Source organism: Paenibacillus hunanensis (genome assembly GCF_034055775.1).
GTDB lineage: Bacteria > Bacillota > Bacilli > Paenibacillales > Paenibacillaceae > Saccharibacillus > Saccharibacillus hunanensis.
The window spans coordinates 2,948,813-2,974,940 of the sequence record NZ_CP139194.1; the positions used below are offsets into that span (position 1 = coordinate 2,948,813).

The 26,128-nt window shown below is 46.3% G+C and carries 19 protein-coding genes and 1 pseudogene; 1 reads left to right on the forward strand and 19 read right to left on the reverse strand.

The window, feature by feature from the left end:
• The first annotated feature begins 76 nt into the window (after positions 1–76).
• Positions 77–676, forward strand: coding sequence for a GNAT family N-acetyltransferase (locus tag SK066_RS11970; protein WP_320541668.1), 600 nt, complete (start codon positions 77–79; stop codon positions 674–676).
• A gap of 312 nt (positions 677–988) precedes the next feature.
• On the opposite strand, the gene SK066_RS11975 is transcribed toward SK066_RS11970, so the two are convergent.
• From SK066_RS11975 to SK066_RS12065, 19 genes and pseudogenes are all read right to left on the reverse strand, one after another.
• On the reverse strand, positions 989–1,417 hold the full coding sequence (locus SK066_RS11975) for a DMT family transporter (protein ID WP_188774711.1): 429 nt from the start codon (positions 1,415–1,417) through the stop codon (positions 989–991).
• Positions 1,418–1,570: 153 nt separating this feature from the next.
• Positions 1,571–2,269, reverse strand: a complete 699-nt coding sequence (locus tag SK066_RS11980) for a protein kinase family protein (protein ID WP_320541669.1) — start codon at positions 2,267–2,269, stop codon at positions 1,571–1,573.
• A gap of 306 nt (positions 2,270–2,575) precedes the next feature.
• The gene (locus SK066_RS11985) at positions 2,576–4,417 is read right to left on the reverse strand and encodes a UbiD family decarboxylase (protein WP_320541670.1); all 1,842 of its coding nucleotides are present in this window, start codon (positions 4,415–4,417) and stop codon (positions 2,576–2,578) included.
• Between the two features lie 285 nt (positions 4,418–4,702).
• Positions 4,703–5,176 (reverse strand): DinB family protein, encoded by a 474-nt coding sequence (locus SK066_RS11990; protein WP_320541671.1) that lies wholly within the window; start codon positions 5,174–5,176, stop codon positions 4,703–4,705.
• 115 nt (positions 5,177–5,291) lie between these two features.
• Entirely contained in the window at positions 5,292–6,245 is a 954-nt protein-coding gene (locus SK066_RS11995; RefSeq protein ID WP_320541672.1) for an MBL fold metallo-hydrolase, read from the reverse strand.
• 206 nt (positions 6,246–6,451) lie between these two features.
• Complete coding sequence (locus SK066_RS12000) at positions 6,452–7,174, reverse strand: YebC/PmpR family DNA-binding transcriptional regulator (protein WP_188774716.1); 723 nt, start codon at positions 7,172–7,174, stop codon at positions 6,452–6,454.
• Between the two features lie 143 nt (positions 7,175–7,317).
• Entirely contained in the window at positions 7,318–8,874 is a 1,557-nt protein-coding gene (locus tag SK066_RS12005) for an ABC-F family ATP-binding cassette domain-containing protein (RefSeq protein ID WP_188774717.1), read from the reverse strand.
• A 162-nt stretch (positions 8,875–9,036) separates the two neighbouring features.
• Positions 9,037–9,456, reverse strand: coding sequence for a hypothetical protein (locus SK066_RS12010; protein ID WP_320541673.1), 420 nt, complete (start codon positions 9,454–9,456; stop codon positions 9,037–9,039).
• A 97-nt stretch (positions 9,457–9,553) separates the two neighbouring features.
• Positions 9,554–10,363 (reverse strand): annotated as a pseudogene (locus SK066_RS12015) (ATP-binding cassette domain-containing protein); the annotation flags it as partial.
• A gap of 265 nt (positions 10,364–10,628) precedes the next feature.
• Positions 10,629–11,804, reverse strand: a complete 1,176-nt coding sequence (locus tag SK066_RS12020; protein WP_320541674.1) for a sugar ABC transporter permease — start codon at positions 11,802–11,804, stop codon at positions 10,629–10,631.
• Positions 11,805–11,815: 11 nt separating this feature from the next.
• Positions 11,816–13,336, reverse strand: coding sequence for a sugar ABC transporter ATP-binding protein (locus tag SK066_RS12025; protein WP_320541675.1), 1,521 nt, complete (start codon positions 13,334–13,336; stop codon positions 11,816–11,818).
• Positions 13,337–13,477: 141 nt separating this feature from the next.
• Complete coding sequence (locus SK066_RS12030) at positions 13,478–14,605, reverse strand: sugar ABC transporter substrate-binding protein (RefSeq protein ID WP_320541676.1); 1,128 nt, start codon at positions 14,603–14,605, stop codon at positions 13,478–13,480.
• 815 nt (positions 14,606–15,420) lie between these two features.
• Entirely contained in the window at positions 15,421–16,644 is a 1,224-nt protein-coding gene (gene xylF / locus SK066_RS12035; protein WP_320541677.1) for a D-xylose ABC transporter substrate-binding protein, read from the reverse strand.
• A complete protein-coding gene (locus tag SK066_RS12040) occupies positions 16,641–18,188 on the reverse strand; it encodes a response regulator (RefSeq protein WP_320541678.1) in 1,548 nt (515 codons plus the stop codon). Before SK066_RS12040 ends, xylF begins: the two co-directional genes overlap by 4 nt.
• A complete protein-coding gene (locus tag SK066_RS12045) occupies positions 18,166–19,629 on the reverse strand; it encodes a sensor histidine kinase (RefSeq protein ID WP_250343093.1) in 1,464 nt (487 codons plus the stop codon). The genes SK066_RS12040 and SK066_RS12045 overlap by 23 nt, the downstream gene beginning before the upstream one ends.
• Entirely contained in the window at positions 19,626–20,603 is a 978-nt protein-coding gene (locus SK066_RS12050; RefSeq protein ID WP_320541679.1) for a sugar ABC transporter substrate-binding protein, read from the reverse strand. Before SK066_RS12050 ends, SK066_RS12045 begins: the two co-directional genes overlap by 4 nt.
• A gap of 445 nt (positions 20,604–21,048) precedes the next feature.
• Entirely contained in the window at positions 21,049–21,588 is a 540-nt protein-coding gene (locus SK066_RS12055) for a cysteine hydrolase family protein (RefSeq protein ID WP_320541680.1), read from the reverse strand.
• Positions 21,589–22,276: 688 nt separating this feature from the next.
• Entirely contained in the window at positions 22,277–24,001 is a 1,725-nt protein-coding gene (gene cysI / locus SK066_RS12060; RefSeq protein WP_188774728.1) for an assimilatory sulfite reductase (NADPH) hemoprotein subunit, read from the reverse strand.
• Between the two features lie 47 nt (positions 24,002–24,048).
• Positions 24,049–25,887, reverse strand: a complete 1,839-nt coding sequence (locus SK066_RS12065; protein WP_320541681.1) for an assimilatory sulfite reductase (NADPH) flavoprotein subunit — start codon at positions 25,885–25,887, stop codon at positions 24,049–24,051.
• Between the last annotated feature and the right edge of the window lie 241 nt (positions 25,888–26,128).

Genomic DNA, 26,128 nt, shown 5'->3' on the forward strand with positions numbered 1-26,128 from the left:
GTCCTTAAACGTCCAGACGTATCAGTTGTTCCTGCTATGGGTATGAACTAAGATAGAAGGACAGGAGGTCGAAACGATGACACTTACACTACGCACATGGGATAGCTGGGACGAGGAAGTCTGGCAGCAGATCAAGCCCATTTATGAAGAAGCATTTATACACGGTGCCAAGCCAGAGAAGATTATTCGTCAGATGCTGGATCGGAAGATCGCTTTTTTGCATGCTGGTTATGAGGGGGATGAGCTTGTTGCGATGGCGCTCACGGGTCTAGGTAGAAGTGACCAGCAGCAGACGATGATTATCGACTATATGGCGATTCACCATGATCGGCGTGGTCGGGGCGAAGGACGATTATTTTTTAACATTCTCCGTGATTGGGGAATAGCGCATCATCGTATTGATGCGATTATTATCGAAGCCGAAGCAGAGGATACACAGGAGAATCGCGAACGGATTATTTTCTGGGAGAAATGCGGCTTCCTGCCCACCTCGTATGTACACCACTATATTTGGATTCCAGAAACGTACCGAGCGCTTGTGTTGCCGTTACAGCCTGACTTTCAAATCACCGATGATGGACAAAGCATCTTCGCACAAATCACCGATTTTCACGAGCGTTCCTTCCGTAAGCAGAAAAGTAATACGCTGGCTGATTCGAATAAAAATAAAGCATAGGCGGCTACAGCAGCATAAGTGGAAGAACAAAGATCGATCAAATAACGCGGTACATTCGATAATTATTCAGCGGAGATTTCGAGCATCGACGCTTTATGTAACTTTGTGTGGATATACCGGGATAGCTATACTTCTCACTCATTCTGATGATCCTCAATAAAGTAAAATCAACAAAAAGTAAAATAAAAAAGCCACAGGATAAGCAGTACATGCTTATCATCCTGTGGCTTTGCTTTGTGAAAGCTATCCGTATATGCGATTCCGCTATTTTATATCAGCTATGTTAAAGCTTGCATCATGTAATATCCATACTCAATAAAACCGCAGTAGAACAACGCCCGCTACCATCAGCGCAATACCAAGCCATTGTGCACGTCCAACCCGCTGCTTGATCGTATCAAACCAGCCGCGTGCATCAATAAGAAACGTCATACATAGCTGTGAGATCAATAATGCCGCGATAGTCAGTGTAGCACCAATATGATGCATGGCCGTAATATTGCTAAACACAATAATCGCTGCAAAGGCTCCGCCAAACCAGTAGAGCTTCTTCACTTCATGCAGCTGACGCCAGCCACCACCGCCCCTACTTATCCAGATCACAGCAGCCAGCACAAAGCCGCCAAGCTGATTAATCATAACCGCGTGCCATGTACCGACAAACGCACCGGTATGTGAATTGACGATGCCCTGCAAAGCAAGAAACACACCTGCCAATATTGAGAAAATCACACCACTCATCCTGTACCCTCCATTTCAGTCTTGTCCATTATACACAAAAGAGACAGGAGAACAACCAGGACAAATGTCTTTTTGAACCTTACTAACGTAATCAGGGAGCTACGCATCGCTCCTTCTCTTACGTAATCGCTAAGGTAAGCACTAAGATAAGCATTAAGCCTGCGGCACTTGAGGTGGAAGCTGCTTCGCTTTACGCCGTCGTCTACGATAGAGCTGGTATCCTTTGCGCACACCCTCCAGCATAAATGGAGGAATCGGAAATAACACACGCGAGGCGATCGGATAATATAACCGATAATACGCTTTTTTAAAATCATCCCACATCCGGCACGGCTCCTGCTTGAGAAAATCAGACACATCCACCACGAGTCCACGTCCCTGATACAGCATAATATTTTTGGCATGCACATCATGAGGACGAAGACCGACCGAACGCGCATAATGCATCGCTTGCTCAATATCGCGTACCGCCTGTTCTGGGATCAAAACCCCCTGTTTAAAGCAATCATAGATGGTCGTTCCCATCAGTTGCTTGAGTACGAGAACAGGGCCGTCTGCATAGTAACAGGTGGAATAGGATGGATGATCACCTAGCAGACGGTACACCTCCCGCTCCGCTTCCAGACCGGGCTTCCCATCTGCATAGACCTTTACCGCATAACCGGGATAATCGGGATGCGTAAGCACTGCGGCATAATTTCCTGCGCCCAGTAGTAGCCATGGCTTAGGATAGGCTGCTACATGGATCGGCTCTAATGGGTCTGCGCTGGTCAGTACCAGCTCGGGTAATAAGGACTGGTTCACCTGCTCGACTAACTGCTTTACCTGACATGCTTTATCGCTTGGATTCATTCGTTTTACGCTCGCCTTCTACGGCGAATAATGGAATCAGCCTGCATACTCGCTGTACTCCATTTCGCCTCCTGTAATGTATGTATATTAATTTTTTTCTTATGTAGGAATATATTCCATATTATAAATGGATTTGTACATTTATGCCTCATTTATTATCGGCTAATTCATATAAAATAAATAGCCGCCGACGATGCGGCAGCTATTTGTATCGATTTTACTGGATATTCTCTGAATATTTTATAAGGAGTTTGATCCATGGCTTAGACTCTTCATAATACACGATGATATAAGATAATCTACCGATCAGCTTAGCTTAATGCTGCTCAAGCTACCACCACTTGCAAATAATCGATCAACCCGACGCTCCACATCTGCATCCGGTACGAGCGGAGGCGCCTGGTGTGGCTTGATGCGTGCATCGATAATCATATTATCGCAGCCCCAATGCTTGAACTCATAGCTGCTATTCGTACCATACATATCATGAGATGGATTGCTACGAGTAAAGGTGACCCACAGGAAGTTGCTCAGCGTCTCGCTCACCATCGCACTATCATCGCATAAAATAATAAGCGGTACACCTTCTAAGCCCAATCCTTCACGTGCTTCCAGACTGGCGCATATATCTGCCAGCTCCTGGCGTGCTGCTGCATAATCGGTAAACGGTTGACTTTGCACGGCTATAACACCTGGCATTACAAGGCGCGGCTCATGTAATGTACGTAAGCCTTTAAGTGCTTCCGGAACCTCGCGGCATAGCTCCCTGCGCTTGTCCCCATAGGCAGCCAGAATCACCTTACTACCTGTATTGAGACCTGTACCTGAATAATCCAGCGTATCAATCGTTGTATTTGTTTGGAAATGAATATCTCGGCGCAGATCCATACGCTCCAGAATATGGCCGATAAACTCAACCTCTTTATGCGTATCCAATGGATATCCGTCCTCAGCTGTAATGAACAGATACTTCGCAAGACTCACCTGTCCTGTACCGAGAATGCGATTCGCAATCGTCAAAATCTCAGCTGGCTGCTTCACCTTCTGATACGGCGTATATCGCTCACTGCCAATCGCAAATAGCAATGGATGCACGCCAGCCGCATCGACAGCATGAACCTCCTTCACGCCAGGAATCTCCTGCTTTACCGCATCCCCGGTTAGCTCGTGAATCAATTCACCAAATACCGTATCCTCCTGCGGCGGACGTCCTACTACTGTAAATGGCCAGATCGCACGCGGACGTGCATACACACCATGAACCTTTAATACTGGAAATGGATGCGCCAGACTATAATATCCAAGATGATCACCAAACGGCCCTTCTGGCTTTGTCTCATCCGCGAAAATCTCACCAGTAATCACAAAGTCTGCATCATTGCTCATCGCATGACCATCCAGATAGCTATAGTTAAATCGTCTACCCGCCAGCAACCCGGCGAATGTCATCTCGCTCAAGCCTTCTGGTAAAGGCATGACCGCTGCCAGCGTATGTGCAGGTGGCCCGCCCACGAAGATGCTTACTTTAAGCGGCTTACCCTCTCGATTTGCCTTCGATTGATGCACACCGATACCCCGATGAATCTGATAATGCAGACCGATCTCGCGATTCAGTTCATAGTCATTTCCTGTCAGCTGAATCCGGTACATACCCAGATTCGCATTCATAATGCCCGGCTTGTCCGGGTCTTCACTATACACGAGTGGCAATGTTACAAAGGCACCGCCATCCATCGGCCAGTGCTGAATTAATGGCAGATCGGAGATTTGAATCTGCTCCGCAGCGACAGGCAAGCTATTCCCACGCTTATTCGGTAGAGCTTTATAGGCAGCTAATCCATTTTTTACATTGGCAAATGGATGTTTGAGCGCCTGCATCGGATCATTGCGTAGTGCGATAAGATTCCGTGTAGAATCCCAGGTATGTCGGAAAATAAAGCGACTTCGATCCATTGTACCGAAAATGTTAGACGCCGCACGAAAACGAGTTCCTTTTACATTTTCAAATAATAATGCTGGCCCTCCAGCTTCATAAACACGCAAATGTATAGCAGCCATCTCCAGATGCGGATCAACCTCTTCTTTGACACGAATCAGATGACCGTTTTTCTCCAGATCAAGCAGGCATTCTTCCAGGCTATTGTACATATCATTTCTCCATTTCATGTTTCGACTGATATGAGGGAAAGCCCCCTATTCCCCTTATTATAATCGCAATTTGAAATGGATACAAAAGCAAGGCGGCTATAGATTCGACAATTGTGTAACAGCGTCTCCTGTGTTCCTTCTATTGATCATTTCTTTATATGTATTGTTTATACGTATTGGTGCATATTATAGAGGAAACCCCCTTGATCGATCCGTTACCCTTCATCGTTAGATGGAATGGGCTGGTGGATAGGCTCAAAGGGGTTTTCTAGTTATACATGCAAATTAGACTGTAGCGCGTTTAAGCAAACGAGTCATTGCATTGATCATGCCTGCGTGAGAAGCCTCATGTGACAGATTGAGCTCCAGCAGATCATGAATGGTTTTGGCACCAGCAAAATTATCTGCTACGGCTACCGGATCATTCAGCTTGCCTTGGAATGCTGCGCGCAGCTCATCAATTTGGGAATTGAATACGCTCAGTACATCCTCCCATGCTGGTGGTTCACCATGCCAGTCAGATGGACGTGTATTCGGTGCAAAGAAGGTTGCATATGTTTGTGGCAACTTGCGTGTTTGCCCGGACAGGCCGTACAGGATGCTATCTGCAACCATAACGATATGACCGAATTGCCAGTAGATGTTGTTATTGAAATCCTCTGGAATCACAGTCAGTTGCTCTGTCGGAATACGATCCAGATGCTTCAGCATATTTTGGCGATTTCTTGCCAGCCAATCAAAGATAAATGTGTTGGACATGTTTGTTCCTCCTGTAAGTTAGGGTTTATCGTGTGAGCATGACCCTTGAACATCTTAACCTGATATAGGGGTGGCTGTCCAATCTCGCAGAGGAAGGTGATATGTTAATCGTTACTTATTTCCGTTGAAAATAGACCTTCCCGTCTCGCTCATCGGTTTCTACGAAGCCCTCTTCTTGCAGATAAATGAGTCTTGCGAGTGAAGTGTAGAATTCAAGCAGCTCTTGAGTTACCGGACGATCCGAGCCGTAGATGTCTGTACAGAGCTCGCCAGCCGTTCTTGGGCCGTGGACGAGGTGACCTAGAATTTGTTGCATACGAAAATGGTGACCGTTACGGATATCACGAGCTCGTTGACCGAGGTCATGGATAACATGGTCGTGACCGGGTAGGACGAGCTCGGCTGGATAGGATTCGATCAGGTCAAGAGAACGGAAGTAATCGCTTAGTGGATTACCATCCTCCTCCATCCAGAAAGGCACAACGGGTGCTGTATCAGCGAACATCATGTCAGCAGCAATGAGTAGACCGGATGGCTGATGCCAGAAGCAATAGTGATCCGGCGCATGTCCGGGTGTCCATAGGGCTTCGTATTCTTCGTCGCCCAGTATAATGCGATCATGATTACGATATACCCCATCTGGCTCTAGCTGAATGCTGCCCATAAAGCGGTAAAATTGTCGCTCGGATAGCTCCGGGCCATCATATTTACGGTTAAATGCATAGGGCGCATGCGCATCGGATAGCTCCTGCTTTGCATAAACTTCGTAGCGCTTCATTAAGTCCACCGTATGTTGAGAACAAATCACAGGGATGCCAAGCTCCTGCTGGAACCAGGGAGCGAGCCCGATATGATCAGGGTGCATATGTGTGATGATTACTTTTTCAATTTGGAGTCCGCCTTCAAGCAGCTGGAGCCATTCACGCTGGGTCAATTCATCATGAACACCAGTGTCCATAACCGTGTAGCCCCGCTGACCTTCAAAAAGATAACTGTTCACTGTACCGTCTCCATATGGTAATGCCAGGCGGAATACATGCTCCGCAAGTCTAACGAGTCGTTTAACCATGATGTCTCCTTTGAAGATAGATTCTCACTGCAACAGGTGTTCCATGTCTTATTTTAATACAAAATCCCTTCCAATTCTTGCTTTACAACGTAAAAAAACTCACTCTTTGCACAGAAATATCTATACAAAAAGTGAGTGATGCTACATATAGCTTGTAAAGTAATAGGTTAGTTCACTTCCACTACTTTAGCTGAACTAGCTGAAGTTTACTCGGCGAACTCCACGTTATGGTATACCTGTTGTACATCCTCAAGGTCTTCGAGCGCGTCGATCAGCTTCTCGAATTGTGCTTCTGCATCCGCATCTGGCAACGTTACGAATGTTTGTGGCAACATGGTCAGCTCGGCAACGGTGAATTCCTCGATACCTGCTTGCTTGAATGCTTCCTGAATCGCATGGAATTGATCGGGTGCTGCGTAAACGATAACGGATTCGTCCTCTTCCGCGATATCGCGTGCATCTACGTCTGCTTCCATCAGAATTTCCAGCACTTCTTCCTCACTTTTGCCACTGACACCGATAACAGCAGTCGAATCGAACATATAAGCAACGGAACCGGCTACGCCCATGTTACCGCCGTTTTTATTGAAGGCAGAACGTACTTCTGGCGCAGTACGGTTTACGTTATTCGTCAGTGCATCAACGATAATCATCGATCCATTCGGTCCGAAGCCCTCGTAACGCAGCTCGGAGTATTGCTCATCTCCGCTACCTTTTGCTTTATCCAGCGCGCGATCGATGATCGCTTTTGGTACATTATATGTTTTCGCACGCTCAAGTACGACTTTCAGAGCACTGTTGGAAACGGGATCAGGTTCGCCCTTTTTCGCAGCTACATAGATTTCTACGCCAAATTTGGCATAAATCCGGCTGGTGTTGGCGTCTTTATTCGCTTTTTTTTCCTTGATATTATTCCACTTACGGCCCATACTATCCGCTCTCTTTCTGCTTGTGAATTTATACGCTATTCATTATAACGTTTTTTACAGCGTAATCAAAATTTTTTGAAAAAGAAAATCCTGTTCAAGTCATCACTTAAACAGGATTTCATCATCGTTACGATGATAGCTAATTAAAATACCTTCGTTGTCCACGATTCGCAGTTCCATGTTTCCGTTACGATATCGCGATAAAATTCAGGCTCGTGAGAGATCATCAGGATGCTGCCTTTGTACGCTTGCAGCGCACGCTTCAGCTCGTCCTTCGCATCCACGTCCAGGTGGTTGGTCGGCTCATCGAGTACGAGAATATTAGTCTCATTGTTGATCAGCTTGCACAGACGCACTTTGGCTTTTTCGCCACCGCTCAGGACAGCGATTTTGCTCTCGATATGCTTCGTGGTCAGACCGCACTTCGCCAGTGCTGCACGTACCTCGAATTGGGAGAACGATGGGAACTCGTTCCAGATTTCTTCGATACAGGAATTGTAGTTATCCGACTTCATCTCCTGCTCGAAATAACCGATCTGTTGATGCTCGCCGCGTTCTACTGTACCAGAGATTGCCGGGATTTCACCAAGAATACTGCGCAGCAGTGTCGTTTTACCGATACCGTTCGCACCGACTAGAGCAATCTTCTGACCGCGTTCCATACGCAGATCAAGCGGACGGGACAATGGATCGTTATAACCAATAACCAGATCCTTTGTTTCAAAAATAAGCTTGCCCGCTGTACGTCCAACCTTGAAGTTAAACTGTGGCTTCGGACGCTCCTGTGCCAGCTCGATCACTTCCATCTTATCGAGCTTTTTCTGACGGGACATCGCCATATTACGTGTTGCCACGCTTGCTTTGTTACGTGCTACAAAGTCTTTAAGCTGCGAGATTTCCTGCTGTTGACGCTTGAATGCCGACTCCAGCTGCTGCTTTTTCATTTCGTACACTTCTTGGAAATAGTCGTAATCGCCAACGTAGCGATTCAGTTCTTGATTTTCCATATGGTAAATGATATTGATTACGCTGTTCAGGAATGGGATATCGTGAGAGATCAGGATAAACGCATTCTCATATTCTTGCAGATAACGTGTCAGCCACGTAATATGCACTTCGTCCAAATAGTTGGTCGGCTCATCGAGCAGCAGAATATCTGGCTTTTCCAGCAGAAGTTTGGTGAGTAGTACCTTGGTACGCTGTCCACCAGACAGATCGTTGACATCCTTATCCAGACCGATATCAGTCAAGCCTAGACCACGTGCTGTCTCATCGATCTTCGCATCGATCAGATAAAAGTCCTGTGCCGTTAATGTATCTTGAATCGTACCAACCTGCTCCAGCAGGTCTTCCAGCTCTTCAGGCGTCACATCGCCCATTTTGCCGTACATATCATTCATTTCCTGCTCCATATCGAGCAGGTATTGGAACGCGCTTTTCAATACATCGCGGATGGTCATGCCTTTTTCTAAAACAGCATGCTGATCCAGATAACCAACGCGCATACGCTTTGACCATTCGACTTTACCTTCGTCCGGTTGCAGCTTGCCTGTGATAATGTTCATAAACGTCGATTTACCTTCACCATTGGCACCGATCAGTCCGATATGCTCACCCTTGAGCAAACGGAACGATACATCTTTAAAAATAGCCCGGTCACCAAAGCCGTGGCTTAACTTTTCTACATTTAATATACTCATGCATTACACCTTTTCTCGTGGACTTGAGTCTGCGCGGATTGCGGATCAATAGGGGCAGGCCCATCTTGTCCTATTATAGAGATATATAAGAGACAACTCAATGGAAAGTTGAGCGATTGTACAGGTTTTTCAGCATAATCATGTAAAAAGAAGGTGCTGAGCTTACATTTCCAGATAAATCTCATAAAAATCGAGTCGCTCTCGTGCAAAGCAGATCGCAATTCGTCCCTCCGGTACTTTTTTACCTGTAAACCCACCAAGACACAGACCCAGCTCGGCAAATAGTACATGGGTTCTTTTACTGTTACGGATAGCGGTATACGTTTGCTCCAGCTTCGCTACTGCATCGGCATCGTTAAATATATCAATGTCACCTATCTGTAGCTCGCCTTCCTTTACGATGATCACATCAGCTAGCTTCTTCTCGATATATGTACAGGTGATATTGCCACGAATTTCGCGAATTTCCTCCATAATGTCATCTTTCTCCACTACCGGGGCTTTGCCAATGGCTTTGTTGATGTGTGCTTGTTTGCTGCCGAATATATAGGCATCTACACCTTCATAAGGGGTTAATTTCATGGATATGCCTTGCTCCTTTCGGTTTATGTATTTTGTTGTATTGCTATTATCTTTTGGTACTAGGATGGCTACATCGCCTTTTAGATTAGCCGGTCGTCAGTCGCTGATCTTCACGCTTGGACGCAGCCTGCATCTGCTGCTTTTTCATTTCATACACTTCGAGGAAATGATTATAGTCGCCGACATAGCGATTCAATTCCTGATTTTCGATATGGTAAACGACATTGATCACGCTGTTCAGGAATGGGATATCATGAGAGATCAGGATAAACGCATTCTCATATTCTTGCAGATAACGAGTCAGCCATGTAATATGCACTTCGTCCAAATCGTGGGTCGGCTCATCAAGTAGCAGAATATCGGGCTTTTCTAACAGAAGCTTGGTCAGTAATACCCTGGTACGCTGTTCACCGGATAGATCATTAACATCCTTGTCCAGACCGATATCGGTCAAGCCCAGACCACGCGCCGTCTCATCGATCTTCGCATCAATCTGGTAGAAGTCCTGTGCCGTTAATGTATCCTGAATCGTACCGACCTGCTCTAACAGGTCTTCCAGCTTCTCCGGCGCCACATCGCCCATTTTGCTGTACAGATTATTCATTTCGTGCTCTATAGCAATCAGGTATTGGAATGCGCTTTTCAGTATATGGCGGATGGTCATACCTTTTTCCAGTACAGCGTGCTGATCGAGATAACCGACACGTATACGCTTCGACCATTCGACCTTCCCTTCGTCTGGCTTCAGCTTGCCTGTAATCATATTCGTGAACATTGACTTATTTTCACTATTAGCACTGATCAGTCCAACATGCTCACCCCTGAGTATCCGAAACGATATATCCTTGAAAATAGTCTGGTCACCAAAGCCGTGACTTAGCTTTTCTACACTTAATAGTATACTCATGCATTACACCTTTCTCGTAGACTTGAGACTACGCGGATTGTGAATCTATTAGGAACAGACCCATCTTGTTCTATTATAGAAATATAATAAGAGACAACTCAATGGAAAGTTGAGCAATTATACAGGTTTTTTCAGCGTGAGCTTATAACATAACAAGCTACATAATAAACAGGAGCTACGGACAATCCATCATCCGTAGCTCCTGCTCATCACTGCTCATGCTCTATTACTTGTTATGGTCAGCTTCATCCTTTTTAATCCCGATTTAGCCTCTTTTCTTACGTGTCATTACGTCAAAGATAACTGCCAGTGCCAATACTGCACCGCGAATCATATATTGATACGAAATACCAACGCCAAGCAGGTTCATACCGCTTGACAGGGATGCCATAACAACAGCACCAATGATCGAACCGGTAATTTTACCTACACCACCGGCTGCGGATACGCCACCAACATAAGCAGCCGCGATCGCATCTAACTCGAACAGTGTACCTGCTGTTGTCGTTGCCGATTGCAGACGTGCCGTGTACATAATACCGGACAAAGCAGACAGCATCCCCATTGAACCGAATACGATGTACGTAATCTTCTTCACGTTAATACCGCTCAAGTGAGCAGCTTCCGGGTTACTACCTACTGCATAAATGTGACGACCAAGCACCGTACGTGTAGTTAAGAAATGATAGATCACAACAACAATCAGTGTGATTACAACCGTCCAGGAGAAACCATTATACCCTGCAAGAATCCATGTAACATAAGCGATAATTGCGGATACGAATACCAGTTTCATCATGAAGATCGGCTTGGATACAACCTCAAACTTGTATTTCAGCTTCTGATGACGTTTGCTAAATTCAGAGTAAATGAAGAACAAGATAATCAGTGCACCGATAATGAGCGACAGTAGATTCAAGCCGCCTACATTCGAAATTGCTGGCAGATAGTCATTACCGATCGCATTAAATGTTTTGTCTTTGACAATGATCGTTCCGGTATTCTCTGTTACTTGTAAAAGCGCACCACGGAAGATCAACATCGCTGCAAGTGAGGATACGAATGAGGGGATGCCCACAGATGCAACGAGTACACCGTTGAACATTCCGATCACGATACCTAGTACAAGAATAATAGGAATGGTTAGGTAAACCGGCATGCCAAGCTGGGATAACATAATGGCTGCAATAGCACCCATAAAACCAGCCGCAAAACCGACAGATAAGTCGATATGCCGAATAACGATAACGAGTGTCATACCGACCGCCAGTACAGCAATATATCCGGTCGCATCCAGCAGATTACTAATATTCCGTGAAGACATGAACAAGCCGTCTGTCAGAATGGAGAAGGTAAGCATAATAACGAACAATGCAATGTACATCCCGTAATCGCGAATGTTCACCTTGAGCAACGATTTAGCTTCAGTTAAGAAGTTCACAGCGAATCCCCCTATTGAGTTGCAAATTTCATAATTTTTTCTTGATCGGCTTCTTCAATTGGCAATTCGCCCTTGATTCGTCCTTCAGCCATAACATAGATCCGATCACTCATGCCGAGTACCTCTCCCAGCTCAGAGGAGATCATAATAATGCTCATGCCTTCATTAATAAGCTTGTTCATAATCGTATAAATCTCAAACTTAGCACCTACGTCGATCCCCCGTGTCGGCTCGTCCAGAATGAGCAGCTTCGGCCCGACGAACAGCCATTTACCGAGCGATACTTTTTGCTGATTGCCGCCACTCAGATTGCCAACCGTTTGCTCGATGGAGGATGCTTTGATGTACATGGAGCTTTTGTAACCGGTGGCGACCTGAACCTCCTCGTTCTCGTTGATCAGCCCACCGGAGGATACACCCTTCAGATTGGCAGCAGTTACGTTATTTTTAATATCCTGAATGAGAAACAGTCCGTCTCCCTTACGATCCTCCGTCACATACGCAATACCAGAACGAATGGCATCACTCGTATGACGGAACGTCTTCGGCTTGCCATCGACGAGCAGCTCGCCCTCCAGCTTGTAGTTCTTCGGGTTGCCGAAAATACTCAGCGCCAGCTCAGTTCGTCCAGAGCCCATCAGCCCTGCAATACCGACGATCTCGCCTTTTTTCACCTGTAGATCGATATTTTTAGCTACATGACGTCCAAGCTGTGGATCGTATGCGCTCCAGTTTTTCACTTCCAGGATCGGTGCGCCGATTTTCTTATCTGGACGTTTAGGATAAATGTCCTCAATATCGCGACCTACCATATTTTTGATAATCGTCGCTTCGGACAGCTCGCCTTTTGATGCATCCAGTGTACAGATTGTTTTACCATCGCGTAGGACGGTTGCTTTATCTGCAATGGAAATGACCTCTTTTAGCTTGTGCGAGATCATAATGCTCGTAATGCCCTGCCCCTTCAGATCACGAAGCAGCTCCAGCAGATTTTCGCTATCATTTTCATTGAGCGCTGCGGTTGGCTCATCGAGAATGAGCAGCTTAACGTTTTTACTGAGTGCTTTGGCGATTTCGACCAGCTGCTGCTTACCGACACCGAGATCACGGATCAGCGTCTCCGGGTTCACGTTCAGCTTGACCTTTTGCAGCATTTTACGAGCCTCAATAATCGTCTCGTTCCAGTCGATAATGCCGCCTTTTTTCACTTCGTTACCTGCAAAAATATTCTCATACACGCTCAAGTCAGGGAATAACGCCAGCTCCTGATAAATGATCGCGATGCCTGTTTTCACACTATCGCTAATCTTGTTAAAGCTCTGTACATTACCTTCAAAAATAATATCGCCTTCATAGGTGCCATACGGATAAACTCCGCTCAGTACCTTCATCAATGTCGATTTGCCTGCACCATTTTCACCGATCAGGCAATGAATTTCGCCCTGGGCTACTTTAAAGTTAACGTCCGATAGCGCCTTCACGCCTGTAAAGCTTTTGGAAATGCCACGCATCTCCAGAATGTTGCCTTCCATGGAATACTCCTCCCTCGCCGGGGCGCCTAAGCGAATTAACTAGCAATTGGAATTAGAATAGCGGATTGAATACCAGATGAATTGCAAAACAGGAACAGCCTCCCGTCCCTGTTTTGCCATGTAGCTATAACGCTGCTGCGCTTACAGTCCGGTGAAATCAGAAGCTTTATAGTAACCGGAGTCAATCAGCTCTTTTTTCACATTGTCTTTGTCTACAACGATAACGTCGGTTTGTTTTGCTTTTACATCTACGCTACCGTTATTGTAGGAGCCTGTAGTTTCAGGAGTTTTACCATCCAGAACCTCTACAGCCATACCCATTGCATCTTTAACGAGTGTGCGAACATCTTTGAATACGGTCATGGATTGTTTACCATCGATGATGTACTGGATCGAAGCTTGCTCTGCATCCTGACCTGTGATCACATAGCTCTTGATTGCAGAATCAGCGCCGAATACGTCAGCGATCGAACGAGCTGTACCATCGTTTGGTGCCAGGATAGCTACATCGCCCTTCATGTCAGCTGCTGCCGCAGTCAGGTGAGTCTGTGCTTTGTTTTTCGCTTCGTTTGGATCCCAGTTTGTCGTTACCTGACCGATAATGGAGCCAAGTTGGTCACGAGTCAGCTCTTTTGTATCTTTCAGTGCATCTGCTTGAGTGGAGTTAGCGATTTTGAATGTGCCATCTGCAATTTTTGGTTGCAGTACTTCCCATGCACCCTGGAAGAACAGGAATGCGTTGTTATCAGAGGATGCTCCAGCATACAGGTACAATGGCTCGCTTTTACCTTTTGCATGGTCAACGAGGTACTTCGCTTGTGCCGCACCTACTGCCAGGCTATCGAATGTTACATAGTAGTCTACTGCATCTGTATCTGTGATCAGACGGTCATAGGAGATAACGGTGATGCCTTCTTTTTTCGCAGATTCTACAGCTGCTGCTGCCGCTGCACCGTCTTGAGGACAGATGATCAGTACTTTGATGCCTTTATTGATCAGTGTTTCCACGTTTTCTTTTTCTTTAGCGGAAGATCCCTGGCTGAACAGAATCTCAGTGGAGTACTTCGTTCCGGAGAGTGCTTCTTTGAAGCGTTGCTCGTCCTGTACCCATCTTGGCTCATCCTTCGTTGGCAGTACGATACCTACGCTGATTGCGCCGTCCCCACCGCTACCACTGCTTGTTCCACCGCCGTTATTACAGGCGGACATGATGATTGAGAACATCATGATGATGATTAGCAGCGAAATACCTTTAACGTGTTTTTTCAATGGTATTACCCCTTTCGATGCTTGTCTGTTTTGCTTACGAGTTCATCATAGCATCGTGGACCATCAATGTAAGCGCTTAAATATAGCACTCTTTTGCTACTGTCTGTATTTTTTTATCATTAGGGTGGGGAGGGTTGTGTATATGGGAGGAGGATGGGATGGGCACCACTTCGGGAAGGAATAAGGGGACGGACTCGGGTGGAGCCGCGGGAATCTACTGGATTAGGAATGAATGTAGATTCCCGCCCCTCCAAAGCTGTAAGATATTTTGCTTCGCAAAAATCACTCTTCATTGAACTCCGTGTTAGAAAAGCACTAACACTATAAGTCGTCCTTTCCCCTTATTTCCTTCCCTCCGTTCTGTGCGGATTGCATCATGGGGAATATACATAAGCGCCTCTTGTGGAGGGGGAGCAGTAGAAAGAGAAGTATAGAAGAAAATACAAAAGAAAAGCTAGCTATAAATACTACTTGCTCCGCTGCCTTTGTTATACGTAGATATGAAGATCGAGAACATCATGATGATGATTGGCAGTGAAATACCTTTATACCTTTGACGTGTTTTTTCAATGATTTAGGGTATAAAAATGCCTGGATACAGCTGAGTTTGCTGTATTCAGGCTTTTGGGGTTTTATTTTAGTGTTAGTCATATGGTGAGCCATTGAAAAGAAATTGGTAAACAATTGAAGAGGTATTTTAATAGATGGCTTGTGTTGAGTAGGGGGTGGATTGTATATTGTCCGGTTCATATTTTAAGTCGGGATGGGTTGGGCGAGTTGGAGGTGATGATGACCTCTATAATTAATGATTGTAGTTATTTATTTTTTCCGTATATTTCTTCTTTGGTATGGAAGCCATCGGCGATCAGGGTGTTGTCGATATTGGTTGCGTTGACGGCGACTGGGGAGAGAAGTACGGAAGGAACTTCGATTTTGCCGTTATTGACCTGGCGTGTTGTTTCAATGGGCTCGTCTTTGGCTAGCTTGATAGCTAGCTCTGCTGTTACATTAGCTAGTTTGCCGATTGGTTTATAGACGGTCATCGTCTGGGTGCCTTGGACGATACGCTGAGCTGCTGCTAGGTCGCCGTCCTGGCCTGCGACGGGGATTTTGCCAGCTAGTCCTTGTTCTTGTAAGGCGCGAACCACACCTCCTGCGGTTCCGTCATTGGCTACGATGACGGCATCAATGCGATTATGGCTCGCCTGAAGTGCTTCGCGCATGTGCTGAAATGCAGAAGAAGGCTTCCAGTCCTTTGACCATTGATCGTACACTACGCGAATTTGACCAGAATCGATCTTCGGCTGCAATATATCAAATACACCCTGCTTGAACATATGCGCATTATTATCTGTATCTGCGCCACCGATATAGACGTATTTGCCTTCCTTTACAATGGTGGTGATTGCATCTGCCTGTAAACGTCCTACCTGCTCGTTATCAAAGGAGACATACAGATCTACATCGGCGTTCTTCACCAGTCGATCATAGGATAGCACCTTGACCCCTGCTTTATGAGCGCGATTCACAATCGCGGCAGTTGCATCTGCGTTATGTGGAACGAGAACGAGCACATCGATACCATCGGCGATCATTTGCTCTGCCTGCTGAATTTGTCTGGCGTCATTACTGTCTGCTGAAGCAACGACAACGGATGCTCCCATCCGTTCTGCCGCCTTTACAAATAAGTCTCGATCCTTCTTCCAACGTTCCTCCACCAGCGTATCCATCGCAAAGCCAATTCGAATTTGACCCGGTTTGGAAGAATTGATTGCCTGTTTGGAGGCTGCTGATGTCGGGGTATGCGCATCTGGCTTATATTGATGGCGGGTATCTGTACGTTCAGAATTGCTTGTAGCGATGGAGCTTGAATTCGGCTCGCCTGATGCTCCTTCTTCATTCGAGCAGGAGACGAGCAGCAGACTAACAATCAAGAAGAACAATGTTAATACGATGCCTATACGTAGTCGTTTGGCAGGATTCGCACGAGAATGCTGGATGTTAGCGTTACCGTAGGTAAAGGATCGCTGACTACTCATTCGCGCGCACCGAGTAGCGTCTTGCGATATTCTGTTGGCGATACCTCCGCCATCTTTTTAAACACTTTGCTAAAATAGTTCGGATCGCGATAGCCAACCTCATAGGTAATTTCTTTTAAACTCAGATTCGGATCAGCCATGAGCTTCTTTGCACGTGTGATTCGGCACTCGGTCAGGAAGTCGATGTAGTTCACTCCAAGCTGCTCCTTGAATAGCTTACTAATATAAAAAGGACTGAGCCCGAATTGATCACCGATCCCCTCCAGTGATATATCCTGACTGGAATGCTCCATAATATATTGCTTGATCTGGCGAATGGTATCTGGCTTGATCTTCTGACTATACTCCTCATACTGACTACGCATCTGCTCTAGCATGAGTGCAGTCTCATAACGCAACTGACGATAATCCTGCACACTGGATGAGTACACTGGAGCCTCTAGCTCAACGCCCATTTCCGTTAGCATCCGCGATGCGATCCATAGCCGCTGTAAAATGAGCTGCTGTGCATGCAGACGATCCAATCCTTGCTCCTCGTAAAAGCGAATAAATTGCATCGTATCCTCACGTACATGCTCCCAATCCCCCAGACGAACCTGATCAAACAATCGCTGCTCTGCCAGTCTTGCTTCACGGTGACTGTTATCCGGAGTATAAGTAGATGCATGATCCATATAAAAGCGATATTTAACCGGCAAATTCGTATTACTCGTCGCAATCAATGCCTCCTGATACGACTGGCGAAGCTGGGCGTGCACACCATACGCATTACCAATACCGATAAAGCATTGACTGCGCAGCTTTGGCCCAGCAGCCACCAGTAACTCCTGTGCCAGCTCCGATGCCTGCGCACGCAGCGATTGCCCATTACGCCGAAAAGCAATAATCGGAATTTGCCGTCCATTCAGCGCACCGACCAATCCGCTACCTGTGCGGCTCACTCGATCCCGTATAGCAGGGTATAGATGCTCGCCTTCCTCTGGAATAATGACCGCCATAGCGAATTTCTCACAATCGGGGTTCACATGCAGCCAGCCAACCATCTCATCCAAATGCACCTCATGCACATGATCAAATAAGAGCTGTGTTACCATATCTGTCTCAATGACAGGCAGGAGGCGCTGTAAGGTATGCTCGCGCTGCAAATTTTGCTCGCGATTAGAGCGTTCCTGATCGATCTGGTTCAGTACACGCTTCACAGTCGAAATGATCTCCCCCGCTTTGCTTGGCTTGAGCAAATAATCCTTGACCCCTAGCTTGAGCGCACGACGGGCATAGTCGAACGTATCGTAAGCCGTAATCATAATAAATTTAATATCAGGAAAGCGCGAGCTGATCACCTCGGTTGCTTCCAGTCCATCCATACCTGGCATTTTAATATCCATCAAAATCAGATCGGGCTGAAATTGCTCGGCAAGCTCCACAGCAATCTTGCCATTCTTCGCCTGCTCAATCGTCAGGTTGTCAGGAAAGCCCCGGTGTAAAATAGCCTGTAGTCCTTCGCGTCCTACCTGCTCGTCATCAACGATAAGCAGCTTCATCATAAGCGTCGATTCTCCTCGTTTTCGGTATAGTCAGTCGCACTCTCACACCGGCGCCTTCGGCACTATTAATATCAATCACATCATGTACTCCATAAAATAAACGCAATCGCTGTACCACATTGGTAAAGCCAATCCCTGTAGAATGCCCTTCGTTTTCCAGGGGCTGTTCATTCAGAATCTGCTCGATCTTGTCGCTACTCATGCCGGGCCCATCATCAGCAATCTCAATGATCACATGCTCACCCTGATCATGGACGATCATCTCAATCGTACCGCCATGCTCATCTGGCTCTACCGCATGATTGATCGCATTTTCAATAATCGGCTGTAGCGTGAGCCCCGGCATCTGAATCGATAGGCATTCTTCATCAATATCTGTATACAGGCGCAATCGATCGGTAAAACGCGCCTTCTGTATCTCCATATATTGCTTCATCACACGCACTTCTTCATAGAGCGTCACCGAACGATCCAACCGCTTGAGATTGTAGCGTAATAGTCCGGCTACACTAACGAGCAGATCACTCGTTTCCTCGGCACCCTCCAGAAATGCTTTTTTCGATAACGTGTCTAGAATATTAAATAGAAAATGGGGATTGATCTGACTTTGTAGACTGCGAAGCTGGCTCTCCTGTAGCAGTAGCTTGTTACGCTGTAATTCATTTTCAAGCTGCGCCTTTTGCTGAATTTCGGAGATGAGTCCGTTAATGCTAATCCTCATATGCTCAAACATCTTCGCCAGAAAGGAGATCTCATCAGAGGAATTAACGCGTACCTGTAGATCGAAGCGTCCCTTCGCCAGCTCCTGTGCAGCACGAGTGAGCTGCTGAATCGGACGCGTAATACTCAGTGAGAACCAGTACGTAAACAGCAGAAGCCAGAAGGTCATCGTTACAAGAATCCAGATGCCCAGCTTTTTCAGCTCTGCCGACTGTTCAATAATGCCACGGTAAAACTGCTCATAGGTGCTTAGCTCCTTATCCAGCAGCGTTAGCGTCATATCGGAAATGTACTTCGATATACGGGTCGCCTCGGCAAATGCATCGGCTGAATCCTCACTTTCCTTTTCTGAATGGAACATGACCGCACGCTCTGAGGTTTCAATCAAGCTATCGATCAAATTGATATAGCCTGTTAATGCAAAATCATTCTCACTATTACGCAGATTACTAATATCGAGCTGTGCACTACGAAGCATCTCTTCCTTGCGACGAAGACTGCTCAGATTACCCTCTGCTGGTGTGATCAAATAACTATTGAGCGAGGTCACCACTTGCTGGCTGGAGGTCGTCACTTCATTTAAGCGTAAATATCGCTGTAAAATTTCATTGTATTGATTCTCCGTCTTCTGGTTGTAGTACATCAATGTAATCCAGATCATCAGCATGATGAACATAATCATCGCGGTTAGCGTCCATATTTTCCGTTGAATCCCGATCATTGTTCATCCGCCGCCGTTCGCATATGAATATCGGTTAAATAGCCTTCGCCCTGTATCGGTAGCGGGCTTCCTTTGAGCCACTTGATCATCATTTGCACGCTCACCTTTCCCATCATCTCGGGCGACTGCTCCAGAATGCCATCGATCTTGCCGCTTCGTAGTAACGGAAGAACATCAGGATTGTCGTCAAACGAATAAATTTTAAATGACTCCACTCGTGCACGCTGGCTGATCTCCTGCACCATCGCTTCCGTAAGATTGGAATCAATCGATATAAAAGCGCTTACATTAGGGAGCTTGTTCATCGCGTCCTGAGTAGCTGCAATAATACTTTCACGAACTTCCGGTGTCTGTACATAGAGGGAGTGAATATTCGGATACTGTGCTAACACCTGCTTAATCCCAGCTAGCCGCTGACGCTGATCATATTCATTTCGATTATCTCCCATCAGCACTACGGTTCCCTGTTCACCAAGATTATGCACAAGCTGGCGTGCAAGCATTTGTCCAGCAGCTATAGGACTGGAGCCCACATACATTTTGCGTAAGCTTTCCTCTACCGGTACATCACTGGCAACGGTAATAATCGGAATGCCATAAAAGGCAGCCTTTACCTTCGTTAAATTGTTAAATTCGCTCGTATCAATTCCTTGTACAATAATCCCATCAACGCGCGAATCGATTGCAATCTCTAGCTGCTTCAAGAAGCTTTCCCGATCCTCGCCATAGCTTCCCCAGATTTCTAAGGTTGCATCCAAACTTTGTGCTTCCAGCTCTGCACTCGTTCCAAGCTTTTGCCAGAACGGTGTCCCCATATCGGAGGTGATCAGAACGAGGCGGTATTTGGAATGCTGCTGATTACCCGACTGTGGCAGCTCATGTGCGGACTCGACAAACCGTACCGCCGACGATAATGTGAAAGCCAAAAGAGTCAGACAGACCACCGCTAATAAAACGCTTACTTTTTTGTGCAAATGAACTACCTCTCTTTTCGGTCACGATACTCGTATTATAGCACCCCTGACCCTAAAGCTAGAAGATAGGAAAGGATAATTTTTCGATGAGCTTTCTATCGTTCTCTGTTTGCCAAATCGTAATGCTCCAAAATGATGATATAAAACAACTTATCTCAGCTATCCCAACCGCACAGAAATAAAAGCAAAAACAGAACAGCATCTCTCCAGGTAACCATTACTCAGTACGTAGCGAAAATGGAGTTTGGAATGGATATACCTATCGGTTGCTGCTCTGTTTGGTATGCTAAGACTGATCGAAGCAATGCCACTTTTAGTAATTCATCGGCTCTTTTTACAATTTTATATACCTTGTATTGAAAATCATAGGGCTGGATTTCACTGTCTCAATATGGATATGTGCTATCATGCGAGCGATGAGTATCCATAGAGCGTTGTAATTTTGTTACTTTCCGAATGTAATCTGTTCCACTGGCTCTACTCTGGCAAAGCGCCCATTCCACACATACTCATGATGATGAATGATCTGCTCCGCTGATAAAACCTCGCTATCCAGCGTGCTATGTGCATTCTTTGCCACGATATTGTTCTGGTAACCGATACTGTAGGCATTGCGAAGTGTCGTATCCAGGCAAAACTCCGTCTGTGCACCTGCAAATACAATCTGCTCGATCTCGTTACGACGCAGCCAATCCAGTAATTCTGTTCGATAAAAGGAATCCCAGCGTGTCTTACGGAATACCGCATCCTCCGGCAAGCGATGTAATTGATGACTGATCTCCCAATCTGGCTTGCCTGGATAAAACTCGTCGTCTGGGTGCTCTTCACAATGCTGAATGAATACAACGGGCACCTGCTCGGCTCTAGCCTTTTCAATGAGTGTATTGACACGCTTGATGAGAGAATCGCGTTCATATAGTGCGTTTTCCTCGCTATTGAAAAAGATTTCCTGCATATCGATAATGACAAGCGCCTGTTTGGTCATAGCTTCCTCCGATAACGGTTTAGTTTAAGATGAGTGTTTATGTTATTAGCTTTTGATCCTTTATTAAAATAGTAGGTTTTTTCAAGGATATGTGCAATGGGAAGTGTTTCGCATTTGGTTGTGGGGGGTGGTTTAATGCTCGTTGATACGACGAATTTTGGTTTTATTATTGTGAATTTTTCATATAATGAAATTTTAATCTTAGTAGTGTAAGTTGGTTTAGAATATGATTTAAAACTTCTCTGCTTCCTCTGTTGCTGCCATTCGATCATTCGATTTTTTTTCATGTTTCGAGCGATCGGTGAGTCCACGAAAATCACTCAAATATCCCAATTTTGCATGATTGAACTTCTATTTTTATATTTTGCTAAGTCATTCAAGTTATTGCTCTATTGCTGTTAAGCATTATTTTTTTATCAACTCCGATCTTTATTAATTTCAGAGTAGATACGTATTTGTTCGTTTCTATTATGAATTTTTCATATATTGATTTTTTATATTATTCTTGTATTTCTAAAATCTTTTTCGCTCGTCTTCCCACCCTCAAGCTATTTTAAAATTCACTTTATAAGCTATTCACCGCGCATAAATAAAACAGCCGCGAGTTTAAAGTAATCCTTCCCTTCTCTCGCGGCTGTTATGCGTTATTCTATTATTTCATTCCTAATGCACTCTAACTTAATTCAAATTAAGCATGAAACTGACGCCCATCATGCACCGCTTCTACATACCCTGCACGAATGACAAAATCACCAAAATGTTCACCATCTGTGCGCTCGGTTGCATAACGCTGGAAGATCGGCTTCAGCGAGGATAGAATCTCCTCTTCCCCGATATTTTCACGGTACAGCTTGTTCAAACGACTACCATCAAACCCGCCGCCCAGATACATATTGTACTTACCTGGCCCTTTCCCGATAAACGACAGCTCTGCCAGCATTGGACGTGCGCAGCCGTTCGGGCAACCGGTCATACGAACAACAATATCTTCATTACGCAGACCTGCTTGATCCAGCTCAAGCTCCAGCTTGTCGATCAGTGTTGGCAGATAGCGCTCTGCTTCCGCCATCGCCATGCCGCAGGTTGGCAGGGATACACATGCCATCGAATTACGACGCAATGCGGAATAATGCGCGCCGTCGGTCAGACCGTATTGCGCGATCAGAGATTCGATTTTTTTCTTCTTCTGGCTGCTCACATCGCCGATGATCAGGTTTTGATTCGGCGTCAGGCGGAAGTCGCCAGTATGCACTTTTGCGATTTCACGCAAGCCTGTCATCAGCTTGTAATCATCCAGATCGACGATACGACCATTTTGCACAAATAACGTGAACAGCCATTTGCCATTGCTGCCTTTTACCCAGCCATAACGATCGCCGTTATGATCAAACTGGTACGGACGTGCTTCCTGTAGCTGCCAGCCCAGACGCTCATGCAGCTCGCTAACAAGCCAGTCCAGTCCACGATCATCAATCGTATATTTGAAACGAGCATGCTTACGTACTGCACGATCGCCATAGTCACGCTGAATGGTGACGACCTTCTCAGCAACATCGATCATCTGATCCGGTGTAATAAACCCAATCACTTTCGACACCTGCGGATACGTTGCCGTATCGCCGTGCGTCATGCCCATACCGCCACCTACCGCTACATTAAAGCCGACAAGCGTGCCATTTTCCACAATCGCGATAAAGCCAAGATCCTGGGAAAATACATCCACATCATTGGATGGTGGAACGGCGATGCCGATCTTGAACTTGCGCGGCAGATAGACAGCGCCATAGATCGGCTCCTGCTCGGCTTCCAGCTCGCGGCTGTCGATGATCTTTTCCTCATCCAGCCAGATTTCGTGATAAGCACGCGTACGCGGATCGAGGTGCGTACTTACTTTACATGCCCAATCGTATACCTGCGCGTGTACCGCAGATTGATCTGGATTGGTATTACACATTACGTTCCGATTGACGTCACCACAGGCAGCAAGCGTGCTGAGCAGTGCATCGTTCACTTCACGAATCGTATTTTTCAGATTCCATTTCAGTACACCATGCAACTGAAACGATTGGCGTGTAGTCAGACGGATTGTGCCATTGCCGTATTTATGAGCAATATCGTCCATCATGAGCCATTGTGCAGGTGTAACAATTCCACCGGATGCACGCACACGTAGCATGAACTGATATGCGGGCTCTAGCTTTTGCTTTTTACGCTCATTACGCAGATCACGATCATCCTGCATATAGCTTCCGTGGTGCTTCATCAGTCGGTTATCATCCTCAGGGATGGAACCGGTAATCGGATCACGCAGCGTCTCTTCCAGACTGCCACGCAAATATTTACTATTACGCTTGATATCCTCAACATCGCTGTGAGGACGATCATGCGGTGGATATTTTTCATACTGGACCATGGTTTGTTCTCCTCTCGTAATCGCGGACATTCCCCATCAAGCGTAGCTTAATATACGTCGCGCTGATAACGCTTTTGCTGCAACATCGTGCTCAAGTATTCGGCTGCTGCCTCCTGACTCAACTTCCCTTCCTGAATCAGAATCTGTTCCAGTGTCAGATGCACATCGTTCGCCATATGCTTCTCATCACCGCAGACGTACAGCACAGCACCCTCTTGAATCCATTCATACAGCTCGCGACTGCGCTCGAGCATGCGATGCTGTACATAGACCTTCTTATCGCTATCACGGGAGAAAGCCACATCCATCCGTGTCAGCACGCCATCCTTGAGCCAGCGTTGCCATTCTGTTTGATATAAGAAATCTGTAGCAAAGCGGCGATCCCCGAAGAATAGCCAGCTTTTACCTTCTGCACCCGTCTCCTCACGTTCAGCGATAAAGGAACGGAAAGGCGCTACGCCTGTGCCTGGGCCAATCATAATGATCGGTGTGGAGGCATCCTGTGGCAGCTTGAAGTTATCATTGTGCTGAATGTATACAGGCAGCGTATCGCCTGCTTCCAGACGCTCAGCAAGATGCACAGAGCATACGCCATAACGCTGACGACCATGCTGCTCGTATGCTACTTTGCGTACTGTCAGATGTACCTCATCCGGTGAAGCCTTGAAGCTACTGGAAATGGAGTACAGTCGTGCTGGAATTTTACGAAGCAGCGATAGCAGTTCATCAGCTGGGATGCTGCCCAGACCGTAATCCTGAATCAGATCCAGCAGATCGCGACCTTGCAGATACGCACGTAGATCCTGCGCTCGTCCTTCCTCTAATAGTGCATCCAGCTGCTCGTTATCTGCCAGACCAGCCACCTTTTCCAGCAATGGCTTTGTCAAAACTGTAATCTCATAATGATGCAACAGAGCATCACGCACGCTTGCCGTATCACCATTTTTGTTCAATGTAATCGTCTCATCACCATTCCAGCCTGTTGCCTGCAAAATGTCCTCTACGAGCTGTGGATGATTTTGCGGATATACACCCAGACTATCCCCTGGCTCATAGCTCAAGCCTGAGCCTTCTAACGATAGCTCCACATGGCGAGTCTCCTGATCCGAACCGCGTCCGTTCAAGTTCAGATTTTCCAGAACCTCTGCTGGAAATGGATTCGTACGGGAGTACGGCGAAGCTTCCTCGTTCACGCTCGCCGCAGCTGTCGGTGCGGCTACGACTGAAGCAGCAGCGCTAGCTTCACCCAGAGCACTCAGCACCTGTCCGATCCACTCACCTGCTTGCTCTTCAAAGTCCACATCACAATCGGCACGCGGTACGATGCGCTCTGCCCCTAGCTCTTCAAGGCGCTTATCGAAGTCTTTTCCAGTCTGACAGAAGAACTCATACGATGTATCACCCAGCCCCAGCACGGCGAATTTCGTTTCTGCTAGCTGTGGCGCACGCTTGCTGTGTAAAAATTCATAAAATGGAATCGCATTATCTGGCGGATCGCCTTCACCCTGCGTACTTGCCAGAACGAATAGATTATGAACTTTTTTGAGATTATTCGTTTTGTAATCGCCCATCGAGGATAAGGTCACGTCAAAGCCTTGCGCAGTCAGCTGTTGTGCCAGCTTTTTCGCAAGTCCCTGTGCATTGCCTGTTTGCGAGCCGAATAATACGGTCACATCCTTCGGTACATCAGCTACAGGAGCAACTGGTTCCGCTACGGCTGCGGACGATGCTACTGTAGGAGCGGCTGCGATTGCACCGGTATGCAAAGAAGCCGTCAGGTATCCACTCAGCCAGATGCGCTGTGTTTCGGTTAATCCAGGTAATAAACGATTGAGAAGCTCGGCCTGCTCCCCTGTAAAAGGACTGTTAGTTGCTTGAAATTCCAACGATATCCACCCCATCATCTAGCACTTGTCATCTCTAACAACGCGCTAATTCCTAGTATAGTGCTCAGATTTATTCTGCTTATTTGAAGGTATCATAGTGCGCGTAAACGGTCAATTAGAATGCCTTATAGGTTCTATCAGTTCTCCTGATGAACGATAGTGAAGGATCATAAGGCAGTGGGTAGTGGATGTTAATCTATTGATAAAGCGGTAAAAGAAACGACATGTAGTTGTAAAATGA

What these genes read in the sequence shown, in the direction of transcription:
- SK066_RS11990 (WP_320541671.1), bottom strand. Translation starts at nt 5,176, where the DNA reads ATGTCCAACACATTTATCTTTGATTGGCTGGCAAGAAATCGCCAAAAT.
- SK066_RS12000 (WP_188774716.1), bottom strand. Translation starts at nt 7,174, where the DNA reads ATGGGCCGTAAGTGGAATAATATCAAGGAAAAAAAAGCGAATAAAGAC.
- SK066_RS11975 (WP_188774711.1), bottom strand. Translation starts at nt 1,417, where the DNA reads ATGAGTGGTGTGATTTTCTCAATATTGGCAGGTGTGTTTCTTGCTTTG.
- SK066_RS12055 (WP_320541680.1), bottom strand. Translation starts at nt 21,588, where the DNA reads ATGACCAAACAGGCGCTTGTCATTATCGATATGCAGGAAATCTTTTTC.
- SK066_RS12025 (WP_320541675.1), bottom strand. Translation starts at nt 13,336, where the DNA reads ATGGAAGGCAACATTCTGGAGATGCGTGGCATTTCCAAAAGCTTTACA.
- SK066_RS12010 (WP_320541673.1), bottom strand. Translation starts at nt 9,456, where the DNA reads ATGAAATTAACCCCTTATGAAGGTGTAGATGCCTATATATTCGGCAGC.
- SK066_RS12005 (WP_188774717.1), bottom strand. Translation starts at nt 8,874, where the DNA reads ATGAGTATATTAAATGTAGAAAAGTTAAGCCACGGCTTTGGTGACCGG.
- SK066_RS11970 (WP_320541668.1), top strand. Translation starts at nt 77, where the DNA reads ATGACACTTACACTACGCACATGGGATAGCTGGGACGAGGAAGTCTGG.
- SK066_RS12045 (WP_250343093.1), bottom strand. Translation starts at nt 19,629, where the DNA reads ATGATCGGGATTCAACGGAAAATATGGACGCTAACCGCGATGATTATG.
- SK066_RS11985 (WP_320541670.1), bottom strand. Translation starts at nt 4,417, where the DNA reads ATGTACAATAGCCTGGAAGAATGCCTGCTTGATCTGGAGAAAAACGGT.
- cysI (WP_188774728.1), bottom strand. Translation starts at nt 24,001, where the DNA reads ATGGTCCAGTATGAAAAATATCCACCGCATGATCGTCCTCACAGCGAT.
- SK066_RS11995 (WP_320541672.1), bottom strand. Translation starts at nt 6,245, where the DNA reads ATGGTTAAACGACTCGTTAGACTTGCGGAGCATGTATTCCGCCTGGCA.
- xylF (WP_320541677.1), bottom strand. Translation starts at nt 16,644, where the DNA reads ATGAGTAGTCAGCGATCCTTTACCTACGGTAACGCTAACATCCAGCAT.
- SK066_RS11980 (WP_320541669.1), bottom strand. Translation starts at nt 2,269, where the DNA reads ATGAATCCAAGCGATAAAGCATGTCAGGTAAAGCAGTTAGTCGAGCAG.
- SK066_RS12040 (WP_320541678.1), bottom strand. Translation starts at nt 18,188, where the DNA reads ATGATGAAGCTGCTTATCGTTGATGACGAGCAGGTAGGACGCGAAGGA.